General features: G+C 73.1%; 1 protein-coding gene (only partly in view). It reads right to left on the bottom strand.

Annotated features, from left to right (window positions below; all coding sequences use genetic code 11):
* Positions 1–26,273 carry the 5' portion of a non-ribosomal peptide synthase/polyketide synthase gene (locus ACFP1K_RS16405; RefSeq protein ID WP_380753491.1) on the bottom strand. It extends 1,606 nt beyond the left edge of the window, so 26,273 of the gene's 27,879 nt are visible here — the first part of the coding sequence; it begins with the start codon at positions 26,271–26,273; its stop codon lies off the left edge, out of view.

Raw genomic sequence — 26,273 nt, 5'->3', positions numbered from 1 at the left:
ACCGGCGGGACGTACTCGGCGGCCTGCTCCATGGTCCAGTCCGGCTCGGGCAGCGCCCGCCGGTCGACCTTGCCGTTGGCGGTGACCGGGATGGCGGCGAGCGGCATGACCAGCGCGGGCACCATGTAGTCCGGCAGCTTGCGCCGCATGTAGCCGAGCACGTCGCCTGCCTCGCCGTCCTCGGACTCGTAGACCACGTAGCCGACGAGCCGCTTGCCGGCCGCGCCGTCCTCGCGGGCGACGACCACCGAGTCGCGGACCCGGGGGTGGGAGTTCAGCGCGGCCTCGACCTCGGCGAGCTCGATGCGGAACCCGCGGATCTTGACCTGGTCGTCGACGCGGCCGAGGAACTCCAGCATGCCGTCGGCCCTCCAGCGCACCCGGTCGCCCGTGCGGTACAGCCGGTCGCCCGGCACGCCGGACACCACGTCGGCGACGAAGCGCTCGGCGGTGAGGTCGGGACGGCCCACGTAGCCGCGGGCCACGCCGGCGCCGCCGACGAACAGCTCGCCCGCGACGCCCACCGGCACGACGTTCATCCACTCGTCGAGCACGTAGACCCGGCGGCCGGACAGCGGGCCGCCGATGGACACGACGCCCTCGCCGTCGGGCAGGCCCGCGTTGATGTCGTACATCGTGCAGGCGATCGTGGTCTCGGTCGGGCCGTACGCGTTAATGATCTTCAGGTCGGGGAGCAGCGACTTGACCTTGCGGCAGTGCCCGATGGACAGCGCGTCGCCGCCGCACAGCACCATCCGCAGGCCGGACAGCACCTCGGGTGCCGTCTCGGCGACCTGGTGGAACAGGCCCGAGGTGACCACCGAGACGGTGACCTTGTTCTCCCACAGGATGCCGACCAGGTCGAGCCGCGCCATCTGGTCCGCCGAGGCGATGGCCAGCGTCGCGCCGTTCACCAGCGCGCCCCAGATCTCGAACGTCGAGGCGTCGAACGAGATCGGCACGATGTGGGACAGCACGTCGTCCGGCTGGACCACCACGATCGGGTCGCGGCAGATCCGGGCGACGGCTTCGTGGGTGACCTCGACGCCCTTGGGCAGGCCCGAGGATCCCGAGGTGTACATCGCGTACAGCAGGTCGTCCGGCTCGGCGAACCACCGGGTGGTGGCCGTGTCGGCGTCACCCTCGGCGACGTCGTCCAGGGTGAGCACGCGGCGCACGGCGCCGGTCAGCGCCTCGGGCCAGCCGACGTTGCTGATCACGGTGCCGATGGCGGAGTTGCCCACCATGTACTCAAGACGCGAGTCGGGCTGTGACGGGTCCAGCGGGACGTAGACCGCCCCAGCCTGGGTGACGCCCATCATGGCGACGATGTACTCGATGCCCCGCTCGAAGTGCAGGCCGACCTTGTCCAGCGCGGCCACGCCGTTGCGGCGCAGCATGCCCGCGACCTCGGCGGCCCGGCGGTCCAGCTCGGTGTAGGTGATCTGGCGGCCCGCGGAGACCACCGCGACCTTGTCCGGGTAGAGGCGGACCTGCTCCTGGAACATCTCCGGCAGCGTGGCCCGCGGCACCTTGGCGGTCGCGGTCTCGTTCCACCCGACCAGCATCCGCCGCTGCTCCTCGCGGGACTGCAGCGGGACGTCCCTGACCAGGATCTCCGGGTCGTCGGCGACCACCGACAGCACCCGCAGGTACTGGTCGAACAGCCGCACGATGGTCGCCTTGTCGAACGCCGAGGTGGAGAACTCCACCGCGAACGCGAGCTGCTCCTCCATGTCGACCGAGAACATCAGCGGGTAGCGGCCCTGCTCGAACATCAGCAGCGCGTCGAAGCCCTCGGCGTCCGCCGCGGACATGTCCTGCTGGCCCTCGATCTCCGAGCCCTCCACCGGGAGGTTCTGGAAGGCGAGGATGCTGTCGAACAGCGACGCGCCGCGCGGGATCGGCGAGTACCGCTGGATGTCCAGCAGCGGGCTGTACTCGAACCGCTGCACCGCGAGCTGGTTGTCCTGGAGGCGGCGCAGCCACTCGATGAACGGCACGTCCGAGGGGACGGTCGCGCGCAGCGGCAGCGTGTTGATGAACAGGCCGACGATGGACTCCATCCCGGCCAGGTCGGCGGGACGGCCAGAGACGGTGAGGCCGAACATCACGTCGGACTCGCCGCTGTAGCGGGACAGCAGCAGCGCCCAGCCGGCCTGCACGACGGTGCCGACGGTGACCCGGGCCCGCCGGGCCAGCCGCGCCAGCGCCGCGCTGGTCTCGGCGGACATGTCCACGATGTGGTAGTCGGTCCCCCAGTGCTCGGCGACCTGGCGGTCCACCGGCAGCGGGGTCGGGGCCTCGAAGCCGGCGAGGTAGCCGCGCCAGAACCGCTCGGCCTCGGCGGGGTCCCGGTCGCGCAGCCAGGCGATGAAGTCGCGGTACGGCCGCACCGCGGGCAGCGCGGCGGGCTCGCCCTGGCGCAGGGCCTCGTACGCCTGGGAGACCTCGTCCATGACGATGGACACGCTCCAGCCGTCCATGACGACGTGGTGGAACGTCCACACCATCCAGTACCGCTCGTCGCCGAGGTCCATGACGTACACCCGCATCAGCGGCGCGGCGGTGACGTCGAAGCCGCGGTCGCGGTCGGCGCGCAGCAGGTCCTCCAGCCGTCGCTGGTGCACCTCGGCGTCGGCCGTGTCGGTCCAGTCGAGCAGGTCGAAGGGCACGTCCATCGAGGGATGCACGACCTGGAGCGGCTCGGCGACGCCCTCCCAGACGAACCGGGTGCGCAGCACGGAGTGCCGCTCGACCACGGTGTCCCAGGCGCGCCGCATGGCGTCCACGTCCATCCGGACGCCGCTGTACTCGCGCAGCTCCTGCGCCCAGTAGACACCGGAGGCGTCCTCGGGGGCCTCCAGGGTGTGGAACAGCATGCCCTGCTGGACCGGGGTCAGCGGGTACATGTCGGCGATGGGCGCGGAGCCCGCGGCCACCGCGTCCAGCTCGTCCTGGCCGAGCCCGGCGAGCGGGAAGTCCGACGGGGTGTAGCCGCCGGCCCCGGGCGACAGGCAGTGCTCGACGAGCCGCTCCACCGCCTCGGTGTACCGGTCGGCGAGGCGCCGCACGGTCTCGGCGTGGTGCAGGTTGCCGGAGTAGTGCCAGTCGAACGCGATCCGGCCGTCGGCGGCCTCCACGGCCTCCACGTGCAGGACGTGCGAGCGCAGCTGCCCGTCGGCGGTGTCCGGCCCGGCCAGCGTGCCGGGCAGCTCGCGGGCCACGATGCCGGACGGCTCGTACCCGGCGGCCCTGGTGAACAGGACCTGGCGGTCGCCGGTGACGACGCGCCACGGCGCGGCGGCGCGCATCTGCTCCTTCACCGACTTCAGCACGGCGCGCGGGTCGCCCGCGGACGCCCTCACCGGGAAGGCCGAGGCGAACCAGCCGACCGTGCGGCTCAGGTCGATGCCGTCCGCCGCGGCGTCCCTGCCGTGGCCGGCGACGTCGACCGTCACGTTCGGGGTGCCGGTCCACTCGCCGAGGGCCTGGACGAGTGCGGTGATCAGCAGGTCGTCGTCCCTGGTCCGGTACGCGCGGTGCGCGTGGGTGCGCAGCGCGGCGGCGATCCCGGCGTCCAGCCAGACGCGGACCGTGCGGGCCGAGTCCTCGGTGGCGGTCCCGGTGGAGTCCAGCGGGACGGTGAACCCGGTGCTGACCTGGTCCGGGCCCTGCGGCACCGGGAGGCCACGCAGGTGCTCGGCCCACTGCTTGACCGAGGTGGTCTTGGCGGGCAGCGCGCCCTCGGCGGTGCCGACGGCGAGGATGCCCTGGTAGGCCCGGTCGAGGTCTTCGAGCAGGATCGCGAAGGAGGTCTCGTCGGCCACCAGGCGGTGCACGGTGACGCCGAGCCACGCGGGCTGGTCGCCGCGGTCGAAGCAGGCCATGCGCAGCAGCGGGCCGCCGGTCAGGCCGAGCGACCGCTGGAGGCCCGTCATGGTCCGGGTGACCAGTTCCTCCAGCGCCGGCCGGTCCAGCCCGGCGGCGTCCACGAGGGTGAACACCTCGGAGGGCTCGTCCGCGGCGTTGTGCTGCGTCCACTCCCCCTGCGCCGGGTCGTAGGCGAACCTGATCCGCAGGCCGTCGTGGTGCGCGACCAGCGCGTCCACGGCGCGGCCCACGAGGCGCGGGTCGGTGCCGGGGGCCAGTTCCAGCACGCCGGAGCGGTTCCAGTGGTCGCGGTCGGCGAACTGCTGGGCCACGAACCAGCGCTGGGCCGGGGTCGCCGGGATGGGTCCGGTGACGGTGCCCTGCTCGGCCAGCACGGCCGCCGGGGCGTCGCGCACCGCCGCGGCGAGCTCGCCGACGGTCTGGTTGGCGAAGACGTCGGCCACCTCCAGCTGGAGACCGGCCGCGCGGGCGCGGGCCACGATCTGGAGGCTGAGGATGGAGTCGCCGCCGAGCTCGAAGAAGTTGTCCAGCGCGCCGACGCGCTCCACGCCGAGCACCTCGGACCAGATGGCGGCCAGCGTCATCTCGGCCTCGGTGCGCGGAGGCACGTACTCGACGATCGTGCCCACCAGGGCCGCGTCGGGCACGGGCAGGGCGCGGCGGTCGACCTTGCCGTTGGAGGTGAGGGAGAAGGACTCCACGATCATGAAGACCGCGGGGACCATGTACTCGGGCAGCCTGCCGCGCACGAAGCTCCGCAGGTCCGCGACCTCCAGCGTGACGCCGGGCCTCGGGACGGCGTAGCCGATGAGGCGCTTGCCGAGGTTGCCCTCGTCGCGGGCCACCACCACGGCGTGCTGGACGCCGGGGTGCTCGGCCAGCACGTTCTCGATCTCGCCGGGCTCGATGCGGAAGCCGCGGATCTTCACCTGGTCGTCGGTGCGGCCCAGGTATTCGAGGCTTCCGTCGGCGCGCCAGCGGGCCCGGTCGCCGGTGCGGTAGAGCCGCTGCCCGGGACGGCCGCTGACGTGGTCGGCGACGAACCGGGTGGCGCTGAGTCCGGCCCTGCCGAGGTAGCCCCGGGCCAGGCCGGCGCCGGCGACGTACATCTCGCCGGGGACGCCGATCGGCGCGGGCCGCAGGTGCTCGTCCAGGACGTACACCGCGAGGTCCTCGATGGGGACGCCGATCGGGGAGCCGCGCCAGTCGCCCTCCACGACGCCGTCGTCCACCACCAGGTAGGACACGTGCACGGTGGTCTCGGTGATGCCGTACATGTTGACGAGCGCCACGTCCGGGTGCCGCTCGCGCCAGGTGGCCAGGCGCGCGACCTCCAGCGCCTCACCACCGAAGATCACGTACCGGAGCGCCAGGTCGGGGACGGCCTGCTGCTCGGCGTCGGCGGCGGTGAGCTGGTAGAACGCCGACGGCGTCTGGTCGAGGACGGTGACGCGCTCGTCGGCGAGCAGCCGGAGCATGGCGGCGGGAGAGCGGGAGGTCTCGAAGGAGACGACCACGACCTTGCCGCCCCACAGCAGCGCGCCCCACAGCTCCCAGACCGAGAAGTCGAACGCGGCGGAGTGGAACATCGTCCACACGTCGTCCGCGCCGAAGCCGAACCACTTCTGGGTGGAGGTGAGCAGCCGGATCACGTTGGCGTGCTCGATCATCACACCCTTGGGACGGCCGGTGGAGCCGGAGGTGTAGATGACGTACGCCACGTCCCGGTCGCCGATCGCCACGCCGGGCGCGTGCGACGGGTGCTCCTCGGACCGCCGGAGCAGGTCCTCGGTGACCGTGGTCACCGGCTGGGCGTCCTCCAGCATGAAGGCGACCCGGTCGGCCGGGTAGTCCGGCGGGATCGGCAGGTAGCCGGCGCCGGACTTGACGACGCCGAGCAGCGCGACCACCAGGTCCACCGTGCGGGGCAGGGTCACCGCCACCAGGCGGCCCGGGGCGGCGCCCTGCTCGATGAGCAGGTGCGCGAGCCGGTTCGCCTGCTCGTCCAGCTCGGCGTAGGTGAGCGTGCCGCCGTCGCCGCTGACGGCCGCCGCTTCGGGGTTCTCGCGCACCCGGCGCTCGAACACCGACACGATCGACTCCCCGGCCCCGGCGGGGTCGGGCACCGCGACGGGCGCGGTGAGCGTGGCGTGCTCGGCGGGGTCGAGGACCCCCACGGCGGCGGGCCGCACGGACGGGTCGGCGGCGACCTCGCCGAGGACCCGCGCCAGGTGGCCGAGGATCCGCTCCACGGTGCTCGCGTCGAACACCGCGGTCGAGAACGCGACCTCCACGCCGAGGCGGTCCTCCAGGTCGACCATCACCGTCATCGGGTAGTGGCCCTGCTCGACGTTCTCCACGGGCGCGAGCAGGCCGCCCTCCTCGCCCGCGGGGTCGGTGCCCTCGTCGAAGGCCTCTTCGGGGTAGTTGCCGAAGACCAGGATGCTGTCGAACAGCGCGGTGCCGCGCGGCACCGAGGAGTACCGCTGGATGTCCACCAGGGGGGTGAACTCGTAGCGCCGCAGCCCGACCTGGTCGTCCTGGATGCGCCGCAGCCACTCGATGAACGGCACGTCGTCCGGCACCTCCACCCGCATGGGCAGGGTGTTGATGAACAGGCCGACGATGGACTCCATCCCGGACAGCTCGGCGGGACGGCCGGAGACCGTGAGGCCGAACATGACGCCCGGGTCGCCGCTGTAGCGGGACAGCAGCAGCGCCCAGGCGGCCTGCACGACCGTGCCGAGGGTGACGCGGGCCCGGCGGGAGACCTCGACCAGGGCCGCGGTCACCTCCGGCGTCAGGTCCATCTTGCGGCGGTCCTGCGCCCAGTGCTCACCGGCCTGCCGGTCCAGCGGCAGCGCGGTCGGGGCCTCGAACCCGGCGAGGTAGCCGCGCCAGAACCGCTCGACCTCGGCGGCGTCGTGGCCGCCCAGCCACTCGATGAAGTCCCGGTACGGCCGCACCGCGGGCAGGTCCACCCGCTCGCCCCGGCGCAGGCCCTCGTACACCGAGGACAGCTCGTCCATGACGATGGGCAGGCTCCACCCGTCGCACACGCCCTGGTACAGCGACCAGATCAGCCAGTAGTGACCGGCGCCCCGGTCCACCAGGTACACCCGCATCAGCGGCGGGCGGGCCAGGTCGAAGCCGCGGTCCCGGTCGACCTGGAGCAGCCGCTCCAGCCGGGCCTCGCGGCCGGCCTCGTCGTCGCCGGTCGCCGACCAGTCCAGGAACTCGAACGGCGCCCTGAGTCCTTCGTGCACGACCTGCACGGGCTCGGCGACGCCCTGCCAGACGAAGCCGGTGCGCAGCGCGTCGTGCCGCTCCACCACGATGTCCCAGGCCCGGCGCATGACCTCCGGGTCCACCCGGTGCCCGCCGAGCTCGTACACGCCCTGCGCCCAGTACACGCCCGCGCCGTCGGCGGGGGCCTCCAGGACGTGGAACAGCATGCCCTGCTGCACGGGGGCCAGCGGGTAGACGTCCTGGATGCGCGACGGCTCCGGCTGCCCGGCGGACGTCCCGGCGGCCAGCAGGTCGACCGAGGCCTGGTCCAGCCTGGCCAGCGGGAAGTCGGACGGGGTGTAGCCGCCGGCCTGCGGGGCCACGCAGTGGCCGATCAGCTCGCGCAGCGCCTGGAGGTACCCGTGGGCGACGCGCTCGATGGTCGCGGCGTCGTGCAGGTTGGCGCTGTAGTACCACTCGAAGACCATGCGGCCCTCGGCGGACTGGGACACCTCGATCTGCAGGACGTGCGACCGGGTCTGGTCCTCGCCCTCGGTGGGGCCGGACAGGTCGCCGGACAGCTCGCGGGCGAGCAGGCCCACCGAGTCGTCCCCGGCGACGTCGGCGCCGCCGGTGTAGTTGAACAGCACCCTCGGCACGGGCAGGCCGCGCAGGCGCCGCAGCGCGGCGGCGTCCCCGTCCTCCGGCTCGGTGAGGTGGCGCAGGGCGCCGTAGCCGACACCGCGGCGCGGGATGCGGCGCAGCTGCTCCTTGACGGACTTGAGCACCCCGGCGGGGTCGTTGATGTCGGCGCTGGACAGGGCGACGGGGAAGATCGAGGTGAACCAGCCGACGGTGCGGGACAGGTCCACGCCCTCGCTGATGGCCTCACGGCCGTGGCTCTCCAGGTCGATGGTCACCGCGCCGGTCCCGGCCCAGCGGCCGAGGGCCTGGAGGAGACCCGCGAGCAGGACGTCGTTGATCTGGGTGCGGTAGGCCTTGTGCACGCGGGTGAGCAGCGCCGAGGTGGCCTCGGCGTCCAGTTCGACCTGGACGGTGCGGCCGGAGGCCTCGCTGTTGACGCCGGCGCCGTCCAGCGGGACCTGGAAGCCGGAGTCGAGCTGGTCCATCCAGTAGTCCAGCTCGCCCCGCACCTTCGGGGACGCGGCGAAGGTCTGGAGTTCCCCGGCCCACTGCTGGAACGAGGTCGTCTTCGGCGCCAGCGCGCCTTCCGGCGTGCCGCCGCGGGCCAGGACCTCGTACATCTGGTTGAGGTCTTCGAGCAGGATGTTCCACGACACCCCGTCCATCACCAGGTGGTGGACGGTGAGGCCGAGCCAGCCGGGCTCGTCGCCTCGGTCGAAGTACGCGACCCGCAGCAGCGGGCCGTCGGCCAGGCTCATGGACTGCTGGAACAAGCCCATCCAGTCGGTGACGAGGTCCTCGAGCCGCCGCTGCGCCAGCCCGGCCGCCTCGATCACCGAGAACACGTCGGCGGGCTCGCCGGCCGCGTTGTACTGCGTCCAGGCGTTCTCGTCGGCGTCGTAGGCGAAGCGGATGCGCAGCGCGTCGTGGTGCGCGATCAGCGCGTCGACGGCGCGGCTCAGGACGGCGGGGTCCACGCCGGGGGCCAGCTCGAACATGCCGGACCAGTTCCAGTGGTCGCGGTCGGCGATGTCCTGCCGGGTGAACCAGTGCTGGATCGGGGTGAGCGGCACCGGGCCGGTGACCGTGCCCTGCTCGGCCAGCACCACGGTGGGCGCCTGGCGCACGGCGGCGGCCAGCTCGCCGACGCTCTGCTTGGCGAACACGTCCGCCACGTCCAGCTGGAGCCCCGCCGCGCGGGCGCGGGAGACGATCTGGAGGCTGAGGATGGAGTCGCCGCCGAGCTCGAAGAAGTTGTCCTGCACGCCGACCCGCTCGACGCCGAGGACCTGCGACCAGATCCCGGCGAGGATCAGCTCCGGCTCGGTGCGCGGCGGGACGTACTCGACCCCGGCGGTCACCGTGGCGACGTCGGGCTCGGGCAGCGCGCGCCGGTCGACCTTGCCGTTGGCGGTGAGCGTGAACGCCTCCACCACCATCAGCACGGCGGGGACCATGTACTCGGGCAGCCGGGCCCGCAGGAACGCCCGTAGCTCGGAGACGTCGGCCGTGGCGCCGGGCTCGGCGACCACGTAGCCGATGAGGCGCTTGCCGTTCGGCCCGTCGTCGCGGGCCACCACGGCCGCGTCCTGCACGTTCTGGTGCTCGGCGAGGACGTTCTCGATCTCGCCGGGCTCGATGCGGAAGCCGCGGATCTTGACCTGCTCGTCGGTGCGGCCCAGGAATTCGAGCACACCGTCGGCCCTCCAGCGGACCCGGTCCCCGGTGCGGTAGAGCCGCTGCCCGGGAAGGCCGCCGAGGTGGTCGGCGATGAACCGCTCGGCCGTCAGACCGGCCCGCCCGACGTAGCCGCGGGCGACACCGACCCCGCCGACCAGCAGTTCGCCGGTCACCCCGACGGGAACGACCTTGAGCCACCGGTCGACGACGTAGACCCGCGCGCCGGCCAGCGGGCGGCCGACCGGGACCATCAGCCCCGCGCCGTCCACCGCCACCGGTCCGAACCCGCCGGCCTCGCCGGTCGGCAGGGCCGCGCGCTCGGCGGACACCAGCGGCATGAGCAGCGAGTCGATCGCCGCCTCGGTGACGCCGTACACGTTCGCGGGAATCGCGGCCGGTGCGACGTCGGCCACGGCGGCCACCAGGGCCTCGTAGCGCCAGATGTCGGTACCGGAGATCACCAGCCGCAGCTTCTCCAAGCCACCCGCCTCACGGCAGTACCCAGCCAGCTCACGCAACAACGAACCAGGCACGATCTCCGCGATCTCCACATCATGCGCCTGAAGCACCTGGTGCAACTCGGCCACCGAGACGAAGTCACTCTGCGGCGTGAACACCACTGCACGGCCGAAGCACAGCGCACGGACGATGTCACCCACCGACACGTCGAACCCGGCACCGGCCATCGACAACATCGACCCCGGGCCGTCCAGACGCTCGAAGACCTCACCCCACCCGGCCACGTACCCGGCCAGCCCCCGGTGCGAGACCCCCACACCCTTGGGACGACCGGTCGAGCCCGAGGTGAAGGCCACATACGCCAGCCCGTCCAGCGAGATCGCCGCGGCGGGAGCGGACGGCCCGTCGTACTCGCCGAGGCGGTCGACCATGAGCACCTGCCCGCCGAACGGCGGCAGGCCCTCGGCCAGGTCCGTGCTGCTGAGCAGCACGGCCGCGCCGCAGTCCTCCAGCATGAAGCCCAGGCGGTCCACCGGCTGGCCCACGTTCAGCGGCACGTACACGCCGCCGCACCTGAGCACCGCCATGAACGCGACCACCAGGTCCACGCCACGGCCCAGCACGACCCCGACGGGCGTCTCGGCCGTGACGCCGGAGGCGCGCAGCCACCCGGCCAGGGACTCGGCGCGGGCCTCCAGCTCGGCGAATGTCAGCCGCGCCTCGCCGCACGCCACCGCGAGCCCGCGAGGGGTCGCACGCGCCCAGCCGCGCACCAGCTCGTGCGCGGGCACCAGCGCATCGTCGGGGACGGGCACCGACTGCGACCAGTCGCCGGCCAGCAGCTCCCGCTCGCCGGGGAGCACGAGGTCGACGTCGCGCACCAGCACCCCGCCGTCGGCCGCCACGGTGCCGAGCACCTGGGCGAACCGGTCGAGCAGGCGGTCGACGGTCGCGCCGTCGAAGGCGGCGGTGGAGAACTCGACCTCCATCTCCAGGCGCTCGCGCAGGTCCACCGCGAAGGTCAGCGGGTAGTTGCCCTGCTCGAACGACTCGATGGACGCGAACGCGTCGGCGTCGCCGTCGGGGGCCTCGACGCCGTCGGAGACCGCCTCCTCGGGGTAGTTGCCGAACACCATGATGCTGTTGAACAGCGACGAGCCGCGCGGCACCGAGGAGTACCGCTGGATGTCCACCAGCGGCGTGTACTCGTAGCGCTGGAGCTCGACCTGGTTGTCCTGGAGCCGCTGGAGCCACTCGGCGAACGGCACGTCGTCCGGGACGTCCATGCGCATGGGCAGCGTGTTGATGAACAGGCCGACGATGGACTCCATCCCGGCCAGCTCGGCGGGACGGCCGGACACGGTGAGGCCGAACGTCACGTCGGACTCGCCGCTGAAGCGCGACAACATGAGCGCCCACGCGGCCTGCACGACGGTGCCCAGGGTGACCCGGGCCCGGCGGGACAGCTCGACCAGACCGGCGGTCACCTCGACCGGCAGCTCCACCCTGCGGCGGTCCTGCGCCCAGTGGTCGGCGGCCTGCCGGTCCACCGGCAGCGCCGTCGGCGCCTCGAACCCGGCCAGGTAGCGGCGCCAGAACTCCTCGGCCTCGCTCGGCCGCCGGTCCTTGAGCCACTCGATGAAGTCGCGGTACGGCCGCACCGCGGGCAGGTCCGCCCGCTCGCCGGCCCGCAGGCCCTCGTAGACGAGGAAGACCTCGTCCATGACGACGGGCAGACTCCACCCGTCGCAGATGCCCTGGTACAGCGCCCAGACCATCCAGTACCGCTCGTCACCCCGGTCGATCAGGTAGACCCGCGTCAGCGGCGGCCGGGCCAGGTCGAAGCCGCGGTCCCGGTCGGCCTGGAGCAGCCGCTCCAGGCGGGCCTGCTGCTCCTGCTCGTCGGCGGTGTCCGACCAGTCGGCCACCTCGAACGGCACGCCCACCCCGTCGTGCACGACCTGCACGGGCTCGGGCACGCCCTGCCAGACGAAGCCGGTGCGCAGCGCGTCGTGCCGCTCCAGCACGGTGTCCCAGGCGCGCCGCAGCACGGCGGGGTCCACCCGGTGGCCGGCCAGCTCGTACAGGCCCTGCGCCCAGTAGACGCCGACGCCGTCGTCGGAGCCCTCCAGGACGTGGAACAGCATGCCCTGCTGCACGGGGGCCAGCGGGTACACGTCGCCGATCCGCACCACCTGGCCGGTGAGCGCCTCGGCGTCGGCGGCCGTGGCGGCGAGCATGTCCACGGCGGACTGGTCCAGCGCGGCCAGCGGGAAGTCGGACGGGGTGTAGCCGCCGGCCTGCGGGGACAGGCAGTGCTCGATCAGCTCGCGCAGTGCGTCCACGTAGTCCCGCGCGACCCGCTCGATGGTCTCGGCGTTGTGCAGGTTGGCGCTGTAGTACCACTCGAAGGCCATCCCGCCCTCGGGGGTCTGGAACGCCTCGATCTGGAGCACGTGCGAGCGCGACTGGTCCTCGCCCTCGGTGGGGCCGCAGAGGTCGCCGGACAGCTCACGGGTGAGCAGACCGATCGAGTCGTCGCCCGCGACGTCGGCGCCGCCGGTGTAGTTGAACAGCACCTGCGGGCCGGGCAGGCTCCGCAGCCGCCGCAGCGTCCCGGCGAAGGCGGCGTCGTCCCCGGCGTCGGTGAGGTGGCGCAGCGCGCCGTAGCCGACGCCGCGGCGCGGGGTGCGGCGCAGCTGCTCCTTGACGGACTTCAGCACGCCGCCGAGGTCGTCGAGGTCGGGGCTGGACAGCTCCACCGGGAAGATCGAGGTGAACCAGCCGACGGTGCGGGACAGGTCCACGCCCTCGCTGATCGCCTCGCGGCCGTGGCTCTCCAGGTCGATGGCCACCGCGCCGGTCCCGGCCCACCGTCCGAGCGCCCGCAGCAGGCCCGCGAGCAGCACGTCGTTGATCTGGGTGCGGTACGCCTTGTGCACGCGGGTGAGCAGCGCGGAGGTCGTCTCGGCGTCCAGCTCGACCCTGACCGTGCGGCCCGAGGCCTCGCTGTTGACCCCGGCGCCGTCCAGCGGCTCCTGGAAGCCGGACTCCAGCTGCTCCAGCCAGTAACCGACCTCGGCCCGCACGCCCGGGGAGGTCGCGAAGGTGCGCAGCTCCCCGGCCCACTGCTGGAACGAGGTGGTCTTCGGCGCCAGCGCGTCCTCCGGCGACCCGCCGCGGGCCAGCACCTCGTACACCCGGTGCAGGTCCTCCAGCAGGATGTTCCACGACACCCCGTCCATCACCAGGTGGTGGACCATGATGCCGAGCCAGCCGGGCTGGTCGCCCCGGTCGAAGTACGCGACCCGCAGCAGCGGCCCGTCGGCGAGGCTCAGCGACGTCTGCAATGCCGTCATGCGCTCGGTGACCAGTTGTTCGAGCGGCTCCTGGTCCAGCCCGGCGGCCGGCACGACGTGGAACACCCCGCCGGGTTCGGCGGCGGCGTTGTGCTGCGCCCACTCGTCGCGCGCGGCGTCGTAGGCGAAGCGGAGGCGCAGCGCGTCGTGGTGCGCGACGAGCGCGTCCACGGCGCGGGCCAGCGCCCCGGCGTCGGCGCCGGGGGCCAGCTCGAACATGCCGGACCAGTTCCAGTGGTCGCGGTCGGCGATGTCCTGCTGGGTGAACCAGTGCTGGATCGGGGTGAGCGGCACCGGGCCGGTGACCGTGCCCTGCTCGGCCAGCACCACGCCGGCCACTTCCCGGACGGCCAGCGCCAGCTCGGCCACGTTCTGCCGGGCGAACACGTCGGCCACGTCCAGCTGGAGCCCGGCGACCCGGGCGCGGGCGATGATCTGGAGGCTGAGGATGGAGTCGCCGCCAAGCTCGAAGAAGTTGTCCATGACGCCGACGCGCTCGACGCCGAGGACCTGGGACCAGATCCCGGCGAGGATCGTCTCGGCCTCGGTGCGCGGCGGGACGTACTCGACCCCGGCGGTCACCGTGGCGACGTCGGGCTCGGGCAGCGCGCGGCGGTCGACCTTGCCGTTGGCGGTCAGGGTGAAGGAGTCCACCACCATGAGCACGGCGGGGACCATGTACTCGGGCAGCCGGGCCCGCAGGAACACGCGCAGCTCGGAGACGTCGGCCGTGAAGCCGGGCTCGGCGACCACGTAGCCGATGAGGCGCTTGCCGTTCGGGCCGTCGTCCCGGGCCACCACGGCGGCCTCCTGGACGGCGGGGTGCTCGGCCAGCACGTTCTCGATCTCGCCGGGCTCGATGCGGAACCCGCGGATCTTGACCTGCTCGTCGGTGCGGCCCAGGAATTCGAGCATGCCGTCCGCCCGCCAGCGGACCCGGTCGCCGGTGCGGTAGAGCCGCTCCCCCGGCCGTCCGCTGAGGTGGTCGGCGATGAACCGCTCGGAGGTCAGGCCGGCGCGGCCCACGTAGCCGCGGGCGATGCCGACCCCGCCGACCAGCAGCTCGCCGGTCACCCCCACGGGGACGACGTTCAGCCACTCGTCGACGACGTAGACCCGGACCCCGGCCAGCGGGCGGCCGACCGGGACCATCAGCCCGTCGGCGTCCACCGCCACCGCGCCGACAGGCAGGCCGAGGCGGTCGCCGGACACCAGCGGCATGAGCAGCGAGTCGATCGCCGCCTCGGTGACGCCGTACACGTTGGCCGGGATCGCCGCCGGCGCGACGTCGGCGACGGCGGCCACCAGGGCCTCGTAGCGCCAGATGTCGGTACCGGAGATCACCAGCCGCAGCTTCTCCAGGCCACCCGCCTCACGGCAGTACCCGGCAAGCTCACGCAGCAACGAACCAGGCACGATCTCCGCGATCTCCACGTCATGCGCCTGAAGCACCTGGTGCAGCTCGGCGACGGAGACGAAGTCACTCTGCGGAGTGAAGATCACCGCACGCCCGAAGCACAGCGCACGCACGATATCGCCCACCGACACATCGAACCCCGCACCGGCCATCGACAACATCGACCCCGGGCCGTCCAGACGCTCGAACACCTCACCCCACCCGGCCACGTACCCGGCCAGGCCCCGGTGCGACACCCCCACACCCTTGGGACGGCCGGTCGAGCCCGAGGTGAAGGCCACATACGCCAGCCCGTCCAGCGACACCCCGCCGGGAACGCGGTCTTCGAGCACGTCGCCCGTGACGACCGTGGTGAGCTCGTCGAGGCGGTCGGCCATCAGGACCGGGCCGTCGAACGGCGGCAGCCCCTCGGCCAGGTCTGTGCTGGCGACCAGCACGGACGCGCCGCAGTCCTCCAGCATGAACGCCAGGCGGTCCACCGGCTGGCCCACGTTCAGCGGCACGTACACGCCGCCGCACTTCAGCACCGCCATGAACGCCACGACCAGGTCGGCGCTGCGGCCGAGCACGACGCCGACGGGCACCTCGGCCGTGACGCCGGAGGCGCGCAGCCATCCGGCCAGGGCCTCGGCGCGGGCGTCCAGCTCGGCGAACGTCAGCCGCGCCTCGCCGCACACCACCGCGACCTCGTCGGGGGAGCGCCGAGCCCAGCTCCGCACCAGCTCGTGCACCGGCACCAGCGCGTCGTCCGTGACGGGGGACGACTGCGCCCACCGGCCGGCCAGCAGTTCGCGCTCGCCGGGGAGCACGATGTCGATCTCGCGCAGCAGGACCGTGGCGTCGGCCGCCACCAGGCGGAGCACGGCGGCGAAGCGGTCGAGCAGCCGGTCAACGGTCGCGCCGTCGAAGGCGGCCGTGGAGAACTCGACCTCCAGCGACAGCCGGTCGACCAGGTCCACCGCGAAGGTCAGCGGGTAGTTGCCCTGCTCCAGTGACTCGGTGGGGACGAAGCCCACGTCGCCGGGGGCGTCGTCCAGGGTGTCGGGCAGCTCCTCCTGCGGGTAGTTGCCGAAGACCATGATGCTGTTGAACAGCGAGGAGCCCCGGGCCACCGAGGAGTACCGCTGGATGTCCGACAGCGGCGTGTACTCGTACCGCTGCACCGCGACCTGGTTGTCCTGGAGGCGGCGCAGCCACTCGATGAACGGCACGTCCGCCGGGACGTCCATGCGCATCGGCAGGGTGTTGATGAACAGGCCGACGATGGACTCCATCCCGGCCAGCTCGGCGGGACGGCCCGAAACGGTCAGGCCGAACATGACGTCCCGCTCGCCGCTGAAGCGCGACAACATCAGCGCCCAGGTGGCCTGCACGACGGTGCCGAGGGTGACCCGGGCCCGGCGCGACAGGTCGGTCAGCGCGGCCGTCGCCTCGGGCGACAGCACGACCTGACGCTTGTCCTGCGCCCAGTGGTCGGTGGCCTGCCGGTCCACCGGCAGCGGCGTCGGGGCCTGGAACCCGGCGAGGTACTCCCGCCAGAAGCGCTCCACCTCGCCGGCGTCGCTCCCGCGCAACCACTCGATGAAGTCGCGGTACGGCCGCACCGCGGCGAGCTCGGCCCGCGTGCCGTGCCGCAGGCCCTCGTACACCTCGGAGACCTCGTCCATGACGACGGGCAGACTCCACCCGTCGCAGATGCCCTGGTACAACGCCCAGATCATCCAGTACCGCTCGTCACCCCGGTCGATCAGGTAGACCCGCGTCAGCGGCGGCCGGGCCAGGTCGAAGCCCTGCTCCCGGTCGCGGCGCAGCAGGTCGTCCAGCCGGTCCTGCCGCTCGGCGTCGCCCGCGGCGTCCGACCAGTCCAGTGCCTGGAACGGGATCCGGACTCCGTCGTGCACGACCTGCACGGGCTCGGGCACCCCCTGCCAGACGAACCCGGTGCGCAGCGCGGTGTGCCGCTCGACGACGGTGTCCCAGGCGGCGCGCATCACCTCGGGGTCCACCCGGTGGCCGCCGACCTCGTAGATGCCCTGCGCCCAGTACACGCCCGCGCCCCCGGCGGGGGCCTCCAGGACGTGGAACAGCATGCCCTGCTGCACGGGGGCCAGCGGGTACACGTCGCCGACGGTGGCGCCGTCGCCCGGGAGGGCCCGCGCCCCGGCGGTCAGCATGTCCACCGCGGCCTGGTCCAGCGTGGCCAGCGGGAAGTCGGACGGGGTGTGGCCGCCGGCCTGCGGGGACAGGCAGTGCTCGATCAGCTCGCGCAGCGCGTCCACGTGGCCCCGGGCGACCCGCTCGACGGTCTCGGCGTGGTGCAGCTCGGGGCTGTAGTACCACTCGAAGGCCATCCGGCCCTCGGCGGTCTGGAACGCCTCGATCTGCAGCAGGTGCGAGCCGGTCTCGCCGGTGGGCCCGGCCAGCTCGCCGGGCAGTTCCCTGGCGACGAGGCCCACCGAGTCGTCCCCGGCGACGTCGGCGCCGCCGATGTAGTTGAACAGCACCTGCGGGCCCGCGAGGCCGCGCAGGCGGCGCAGCCCGCCCGCGAGGACGGCGTCGGCGCCCGCGTCGGTCAGGTGGCGCAACGCGCCGTAGCCGACACCGCGGCGCGGAGTGCTCCGCAGCTGCTCCTTGACGGACTTGAGCACCCCGGCGGGATCGTCGAGGTCGGCGCCGGACAGGGCGACCGGGAAGATCGAGGTGAACCAGCCGACGGTGCGCGAAAGGTCGACGCCGTCGGTGACGGCCTCGCGGCCGTGGCTCTCCAGGTCGATGGTCACCGCGTCCGTGCCGGCCCAGCGGCCGAGGGCCTGGAGCAGGCCCGCGAGCAGGACGTCGTTGATCTGGGTGCGGTAGGCCTTGTGCACGCGGGTGAGCAGCGCCGAGGTGGCCTCGGCGTCCAGCTCCACCCGGACGACCTGGACGGAGTCGCCGTCGAACTCACCGGCCCGGTCCACCGGGACCTGGAAGCCGGAGTCGAGCTGGTTCAGCCAGTAGCTCAGCTCGCCGCGCGCGGCGGGGGACGCGGCGAAGGTCTGGAGCTCCCCGGCCCACTGCCGGTACGAGGTGGTCTTGGGGGCGAGGGCGCCCTTGGTCGTGCCCCTGGTGAGCAGCGCCCGGTAGGCCAGGTCCAGGTCTTCGAGCAGGATGTTCCACGACACCCCGTCCATCACCAGGTGGTGGACGGTGAGGCCGAGCCAGCCCGGTTCGTCCCCGCGCTCGAAGTACGCCGCCCGCAGCAGCGGGCCGTCCGACAGGGACAACGACCGCTGCACGGCCGTCATGCGCTCGGTGACCAGCTGTTCCAGCCGCTCCCGCGGCAGCCCGGCCGCGTCGGCCACCGAGAACACCTCGGCGGTCTCCTCGGCCGCGTTCTCCTGCACCCAGACGCCGGCCTCGCGGGCGAACCGGATGCGCAGCGCGTCGTGGTGCTCGACCAGGGTGTCCAGCGCGCGGGCCAGCACCCCGGCGTCCACGCCGGGAGACAGCTCGAAGACGCCGGACCAGTTCCAGTGGTCCCGGTCTGCCACGTCCTGCCGGGTGAACCAGTGCTGGATCGGCGTCAGCGGGACGGGTCCGGTGACGATGCCCTGCTCGGCCAGCACCACGGCAGGTGCCTGGCGCACGGCGGCGGCCAGCTCGCCGACGCTCTGCTTGGCGAACACGTCCGCCACGTCCAGCTGAAGCCCGGCCGCGCGGGCGCGGGCCACGATCTGGAGGCTCAGGATCGAGTCGCCGCCGAGCTCGAAGAAGTTGTCCTGCACGCCGACGCGGTCCACCCCGAGGACCTGGGACCAGATCCCGGCCAGGACGGACTCGGCCTCGGTGCGCGGCGGCACGTACTCGACCCCGGCCGTGACCAGGGCGACGTCCGGCTCGGGCAGCGCGCGGCGGTCGACCTTGCCGTTGGCGGTGAGCGTGAACGCCTCCACCACCATCAGCACGGCGGGGACCATGTACTCGGGCAGGCGGGCCCGCAGGAACGCGCGCAGCTCGGAGACCTCGACCGTCGCGTCCGGCTCGGGCACGACGTAGCCGACGAGGCGCTTGCCGTTCGGGCCGTCGTCCCGGGCCACCACGGCCGACTCCTGGACGGCGAGGTGCTCGGCCAGGACGTTCTCGATCTCACCGGGCTCGATGCGGAACCCGCGGATCTTGACCTGCTCGTCGGTACGGCCCAGGAACTCCAGCATGCCGTCCGCCCGCCAGCGGACCCGGTCCCCGGTGCGGTACAACCGCTGCCCGGGCTCGCCGCCGAGGTGGTCGGCGACGAACCGCTCGGAGGTCAGCGCCGCGCGGCCCACGTACCCGCGGGCGAGCCCGACGCCGCCGATCAGCAGCTCGCCGGTCACCCCGACCGGGACGACGTTCAGCCACTCGTCGACCACGTAGACCCGCACCCCGGCGAGGGGACGGCCGACCGGGACCATCATCCCCGAGCCGTCCACGGCGACCGCGCCCGAGGGCAGCTCGGCCGTCTCGCCGGCCAGCAGGGGCATGAGCAGCGAGTCGATCGCGGCCTCGGTGACGCCGTACACGTTGGCGGGGATGCCGGCGGGGGCGACGTCGGCGACGCTCGCCACCAGGGCGTCGTAGCGCCAGATGTCGGTGCCGGAGATCACCAGCCGCAGGTGCTTGAGGCCGCCCGCGTCGCGGCAGTGCCCGGCCAGCTCGCGCAGCAGCGAGCCGGGGACGATCTCGGCGATCTCCACCTGGTTCTCCTCAAGAACCTGGTGGAGGTCGGCGACGGAGACGAAGTCGCTCTGCGGGGTGAAGACGACCGCGCGGCCGAAGCACAGCGCGCGGACGATGTCGCCCACCGAGACGTCGAACCCGGCACCGGCCATGGACAACATGACCCCGGCGCCGCCGAGACGCTCGAAGACCTCGGCCCACCCGGCGACGTACCCGGCGAGGCCCCGGTGCGACACCGCGACGCCCTTGGGGCGGCCCGTGGAGCCGGAGGTGAAGGCCACGTACGCCAGACCGTCCAGCGAGACCCCGGGGCCGGTCACGCGGCCTTCGAGCACGCTCGTGCCGTTGGACAGCTGCCCGCCGGTGGTCGCGACCCGCTGGGCGAAGTCGTAGTCGTCCAGCCGGTCGATCATCAGGACCGGGCCGTCGAACGGCGGCAGACCCCCGCCGAGGGCGGTGTTGCTCACCAGCACCGACGCGCCGCAGTCCTCCAGCATGAAGCCCAGGCGGTCCACCGGCTGGCCGGCGTTCATCGGCACGTACACGCCGCCGCAACGCAGCACCGCCATGAACGCGACCACCAGGTCCACGCCACGGCCCAGCACCACGCCGACCGGCACCTCGGGGCCGGCGCCGGAGGCGCGCAGCCATCCGGCCAGCACCTCGGCGCGGGAGTCCAGCTCGGCGAAGGTCAGGCGGGACGGGCCGCAGACGACCGCGATCTCGTCGGGCATCCGCCGGGCCCACTCCGCCACCAGCTCGTGCACCGGGACGAGCCTGCGGCCGTCCAGCACGTCCGCGACGACGGGCGGGCCGGAGCGAGCCCAGTGCTCGACCAGCAGCTCGCGCTCGCCTGGCAGGGTCATCTCGACGTCGCGTACCGGCACCGAGGCGTCGGCCGCGACCGCGCCGAGCACCCCGGCGAACCGGTCGAGCAGCCGGTCCACGGACGCGCCGTCGAAGGCCGCCGTGGAGAACTCGACCTCCAGCGACAGCCGCTCCACCAGGTCCACCGCGAAGGTCAGCGGGTAGTTGCCCTGCTCCAGCGAGTCCATCGGCATGAAGCCGGGGTCGCCGGCGGCGGTGTCCGCGCCCTGCGGCAGCTCCTCCTGCGGGTAGTTGCCGAACACCATGAGGCTGTGGAACAGCGACGAGCCGCGCGGGACCGACGAGTAGCGCTGCACGTCCACCAGCGGGGTGAACTCGTGGCGCTGCACCGCGACCTGGTTGTCCTGCAGGCGCGGCAGCCACTCGGCGAACGGCAGGTCCGCCGGGACCTCGACGCGGATCGGCAGGGTGTTGATGAACAGGCCGACGATCGACTCCATCCCGGCCAGCTCGGCGGGACGGCCCGACACGGTCAGGCCGAACATGACGTCCCGCTCGCCGCTGTACCGCGACAACATCAGCGCCCACGCGGCCTGCACGACGGTGCCGAGGGTGACGCGGGCCCGGCGGGACAGCTCGACCAGGGCGGCGGTCACCTCGGTGGACAGCTCCACCCTGCGGCGGTCCTGTGCCCAGTGGTCGGTGGCCTGCCGGTCCACCGGCAGCGGCGTCGGGGCCTCGAACCCGGCGAGGTACTCCCGCCAGAAGCCCTCGCCCGCGCCGAGGTCCTGCTCGGCCAGCCAGGCGATGAAGTCCCGGTACGGCCGCACGGCGGGCAGGGCGACGTGCCGGTCGGCGCGCAGGCCCTCGTAGACCTTGGAGACCTCCTCCACCACGACGGGCAGGCTCCACCCGTCGCACAGGCCCTGGTACAGCGACCAGATCATCCAGTAGCGCTCGTCGCCCCGGTCGATCAGGTAGACGCGCGTCAGCGGCGGGCGGGCCAGGTCGAAGCCGCGCTCGCGGTCCTGCCGGAGCAGTTCCTCCAGCCGGGCCTGCCGTGCCTCGTCGTCGTCCAGGCCCGACCAGTCGAGCGCCTCGAACGGCACGCCGACGCCGTCGTGCACGACCTGCACGGGCTCGGCGACGCCCTGCCAGACGAAGCCGGTGCGCAGCGCGGCGTGCCTGTCCAGCATCGTGTCCCAGGCCTGGCGCAGCTTCCCGGGGTCGACGCGGTGGCCGCCCAGCTCGTAGAGGCCCTGCGCCCAGTACACGCCCGCGCCCCCGGTGGGGGCCTCCAGGACGTGGAACAGCATGCCCTGCTGCACGGGGGCCAGCGGGTACACGTCCTCGACGCGGGCCGGCGCGGCGGACGCCGCGAGCAGGTCCACCGCGCTCTGGTCCAGCTTGGCCAGCGGGAAGTCCGAGGGGGTGTAGCCGCCCGCCCGCGGGGACAGGCAGTGCTCGACGAGGCCGCGCAGCGCCTGGACGTACTGGGCGGCGACCCGCTCGACGGTCTCGGCGTGGTGCAGGTTGGCGCTGTAGTACCACTCGAAGGCCATCCCGCCGTCGGCGGTCTGGGACGCCTCGATCTGCAGCAGGTGCGACCGGGTCTGCTCCACGCCCTCGGTCGGGCCGTGCAGCTCGCCGGACAGCTCGCGCGCGAGCAGCCCGGCGGGGCCGTCCCCGGCGGCGTCCGCGCCGCCGGTGTAGTTGAACAGCACCTGCGGCCCGGGGAGGTCGCGCAGCCGCCGCAGCGCGCCGTCCGCGCCGGTGTCGTCGTCGGCGTCGGCGAGGTAGCGCAGGGCGCCGTAGCCGACGCCGCGGCGCGGGGTGCGGCGCAGCTGTTCCTTGACGGACTTCAGCAACCCGGCCGTGTCGTCCAGGTCGGGGCCGGACAACGCGACCGGGAAGATCGAGGTGAACCATCCCACGGTGCGGGACAGGTCGACGCGCTCGGTGATGGCCTCGCGGCCGTGGCTCTCCAGGTCGACGGCCACCGTGCCGGTCCTGGCCCAGCGGCCGAGGGCCTGGAGCAGGGCGGCGAGCAGGAGGTCGTTGATCTGGGTGCGGTACGCGCGGTGCGCGCGGGTGAGCAGCGCGGAGGTCGTCTCGGCGTCCAGCTCGACGCGGACGGAACGGCTGGAGGCCTCGCTGTTGATCCCGGTGCCGTCGACGGGCAGGCGGAAGCCGGTGTCCAGCTGCTCCAGCCAGTGGCCGGTCTCCTCGCGGGCCTCGGCGGAGGCGGCGAAGGCGCGCAGCTCCCCGGCCCACTGCTGGAACGAGGTGGTCTTCTGCGGCAGGGCTCCCTTGACGGAGTCCTTGGCGACGATGGCGTGGTAGGCGCGGTCGAGGTCCTCCAGCAGGATGGTCCACGACACGCCGTCCATGACCAGGTGGTGCGCCGTGACGCCGAGCCAGCCGGGTTCGGCGCCGCGCTCGAAGTACGCCACCCGCAGCAGGGGCCCGTCGGCCAGGCTCAGCGACCGTTGCAGGGCCGTCATGCGCTCGGTGACGGACTCCTCCAGCCGGGTGCCGGCGAGGCCCACGGCGTCCACGACGGAGAACACCTCGCCGGGCTCGCCGTCCGCGTTGTGCTGCACCCAGGCGTCCTGGTCGGCGTCGTAGGCGAACCGCAGCCGCAGCGCGTCGTGGTGCGCGACCAGCGCGTCCACCGCGCGGGCCAGCGCCCCGGCGTCCACGCCGGGGGTCAGCTCGAACATGCCGGACCAGTTCCAGTGGTCGCGGTCGGCGATGTCCTGCCGGGTGAACCACTGCTGGATCGGGGTCAGCGGCACCGGGCCGGTGACCGTGCCCTGCTCGGCCAGCACGGCGGCGGGCGCGTGGCGCACGGCGAGCGCCAGCTCGCCGACGCTCTGCTTGGCGAACACGTCGGCGACGTTCAGCCGCAGCCCGGCCGCGCGGGCCCGGGACACGATCTGGAGGCTCAGGATGGAGTCGCCGCCGAGCTCGAAGAAGTTGTCCTGCACGCCGACGCGCTCCACGCCGAGGACCTGCGACCAGATCCCGGCCAGCGCGATCTCGGCCTCGGTGCGCGGCGGCACGTACTCGACCCCGGCCGTGACCAGGGCGACGTCCGGCTCGGGCAGCGCGCGGCGGTCGACCTTGCCGTTGGCGGTGAGGGTGAAGGAGTCCAGCACCATCAGCACGGCGGGGACCATGTACTCCGGCAGCCGGGCCCGCAGGAACGCCCGCAGCTCGGCGACCTCCACGGAGGCACCCGGCTCGCCCACCACGTACCCGATGAGGCGCTTGCCGTTCGGCCCGTCGTCCCGGGCGACCACGGCCGCGTCCTGCACGGTCGGGTGCTCGGCCAGCACGTTCTCGATCTCGCCGGGCTCGATGCGGAACCCGCGGATCTTGACCTGCTCGTCGGTGCGGCCCAGGAATTCGAGCATCCCGTCCGTCCGCCACCGCACCCGGTCCCCGGTGCGGTACAGCCGCTCCCCGGCAAGCCCGCTCAGATGGTCGGCCACGAAACGCTCGGAGGTCAGGCCCGCGCGGCCCACGTAGCCGCGCGCGACACCCACACCGCCGACCAGCAGCTCACCGGTCACCCCGGGCGGGACGACGTTCAGCCACTCGTCCACCACATAGACCCGCACCCCGGCCAGGGGACGGCCGACCGGCACCATCAGGCCCGTGCCGTCCACCACGGCCGCGCCGTCGATGACGGCGGCGTCGGCGAACCGCCCGGTCGGCACCAGCGGCATGAGCAGCGAGTCGATCGCCGCCTCGGTGACGCCGTACACGTTCGCGGGAATCGCCGCCGGCGCGACATCGGCCACGGCGGCCACCAGGGCCTCGTAGCGCCAGATGTCGGTACCGGAGATCACCAGCCGCAGCTTGTCCAGGCCACCGGCCTCGCGGCAGTACCCGGCCAGCTCACGCAGCAGTGAGCCCGGGACGATCTCCGCGACCTCCACCTCGTGCTCGGCCAGCACCTGGTGCAGCTCGGCCACGGAGACGAAGTCGCTCTGCGGGGTGAAGATCACCGCACGGCCGAAGCACAGCGCACGGACGATGTCACCCACCGACACGTCGAACCCGGCACCGGCCATCGACAACATCGACCCCGGGCCGTCGAGACGCTCGAAGACCTCACCCCACCCGGTCACGTACCCGGCCAGGCCCCGGTGCGTCACGCCGACGCCCTTGGGACGGCCGGTCGAGCCGGAGGTGAACGCCATGTACGCCAGCCCGTCCAGCGAGGCCCCGGCGTGCGGCGCGACGGCGTCCGCGGACGACCTGTCGACGATCTTGGCGTGCGGGCCGATCTCGTCGACCATCAGCACGCGGCCGGTGAACTCCGGCAGGCCCTCGGCCAGGTCGGTGCTGCTGACCAGCACCGCCGCGCCGCAGTCCTCCAGCATGAAGCCGAGGCGCTCCACCGGCTGGCCCACGTTCAGCGGCACGTACACGCCGCCGCACTTCAGCACCGCCATGAACGTCGCGACCAGGTCGGCACTGCGGCCGAGCACGACGCCGACGGGCACCTCGGCCGTGACGCCGGAGAGCCGTAACCACGCGGCCAGCGTCTCGGCCCGCGCGTCCAGCTCGGCGAACGTCAGCCGCTCGTCCCCGCAGGCCACCGCGAGCTCGCCCGGGGTGCGCCGCGCCCACTCCGCCACCAGCTCGTGCGCCGGGGTGAGGACGTCGTCGGGCACGGGGTCGCCGGAGCGCGCCCAGCCCTGGACGAGCAGCTCGCGCTCGCCCGGGAGGGTCACCTCGATGTCCCGCACCAGCACGGCGCCGTCGGCCGCCACGGCGGTGAGCACCGCGGCGAGGCGGTCGAGCAGGCGCTCCACGGTCGGCTCGTCGAACGCCGCGGTGGAGAACTCGACCTCCATCTCCAGGCGCTCGCGCATGTCCACCGCGAACGTCAGCGGGGTGTTGCCGACCTCGACCGACTCCATCGTGGTGAAGCCGCCGCCGGGCGCGCCGAGCGCGGCCTCGTCCTCGGGGGTCTCGTCGTCGGGGAAGTTGCCGAAGACCATGATGCTGTCGAACATCGCGGTGCCCCGGGGGATCCGCGAGAAGCGCTGAACGTCCATCAGCGGGGTCTGCTCGTGCCGCCGGACCTCGAGCTGGGTCTGCTGCATGCGCCGCAGCCACTCGTCGAACGGCACGTCCGCCGGGACCTCGACCCGCATCGGCAGGGTGTTGATGAACAGGCCGACGATCGACTCCATCCCGGCCAGCTCCGCCGGGCGGCCGGACACGGTCAGGCCGAACATCACGTCCCGCTCGCCGCTGTAACGGGAGAGCAGCAGCGACCACGCGGCCTGCACCACCGTGCCGAGCGTCACCCGGGACCGGCGGGCGAGCCCGACCAGCCCGCGCGTCACGTCGACCGGCAGCTCCAGCCGCCGCCTGGCCTGCGACCAGTGCTCGGTGACCTGCCGGTCCACCGGCAGCGGCGTCGGGGCCTCGAACCCGGCCAGGTACCGGCGCCAGAACTCCTCGGCCTCCCCCGGCCGGCGGCCCTGGAGCCACGCGATGAAGTCGCGGTACGGCCGCACCGGCGGCAGATCGGGCTGCGCCCCCCGGCGCAGCGCCTCGTAGGCCTCGGCGACCTCGCCGATCACCACGGGCACGCTCCAGCCGTCCGCGCAGATGTGGTGCAGCGTCCAGACCAGCCAGAAGTGCCCCGCACCGAGGTCGATGAGGTGCAGCCGCATAAGCGGCGGCACCGCGATGTTGAAGCCGCGCTCACGCTCCGCGCGCAGGAAGTCGTCCAGCCGGGCCCGGCGCTCCTCCCCCGTGCCCGCGTCCGCGGACCAGTCGAGGACCTCAAAGGGAATCGGGATGTCACCGTGCACAACCTGCACAGGCTTGGCGACGCCCTCCCAGATGAACCCGGTGCGCAACGCGGGATGCCGCCCGACGACCACATCCCACGCACGCCGCATCGCCGCGACGTCCACCCCACCGGTGAACTCATATACCTCTTGCGCCAGGTACATCCCGGCGCCGTCCGGAGCCTCCAGCGTGTGAAACAGCATTCCCTGCTGCATCGGCGCCAAAGGATAAACGTCTTCAATCAC

The sequence above is a fragment of the Sphaerisporangium aureirubrum genome (assembly GCF_042658925.1).
Taxonomy (GTDB): domain Bacteria; phylum Actinomycetota; class Actinomycetes; order Streptosporangiales; family Streptosporangiaceae; genus Sphaerisporangium; species Sphaerisporangium aureirubrum.
Note: the sequence above shows the minus strand (reverse complement) of the source record. Positions and strands in the feature narration are given on the sequence as shown.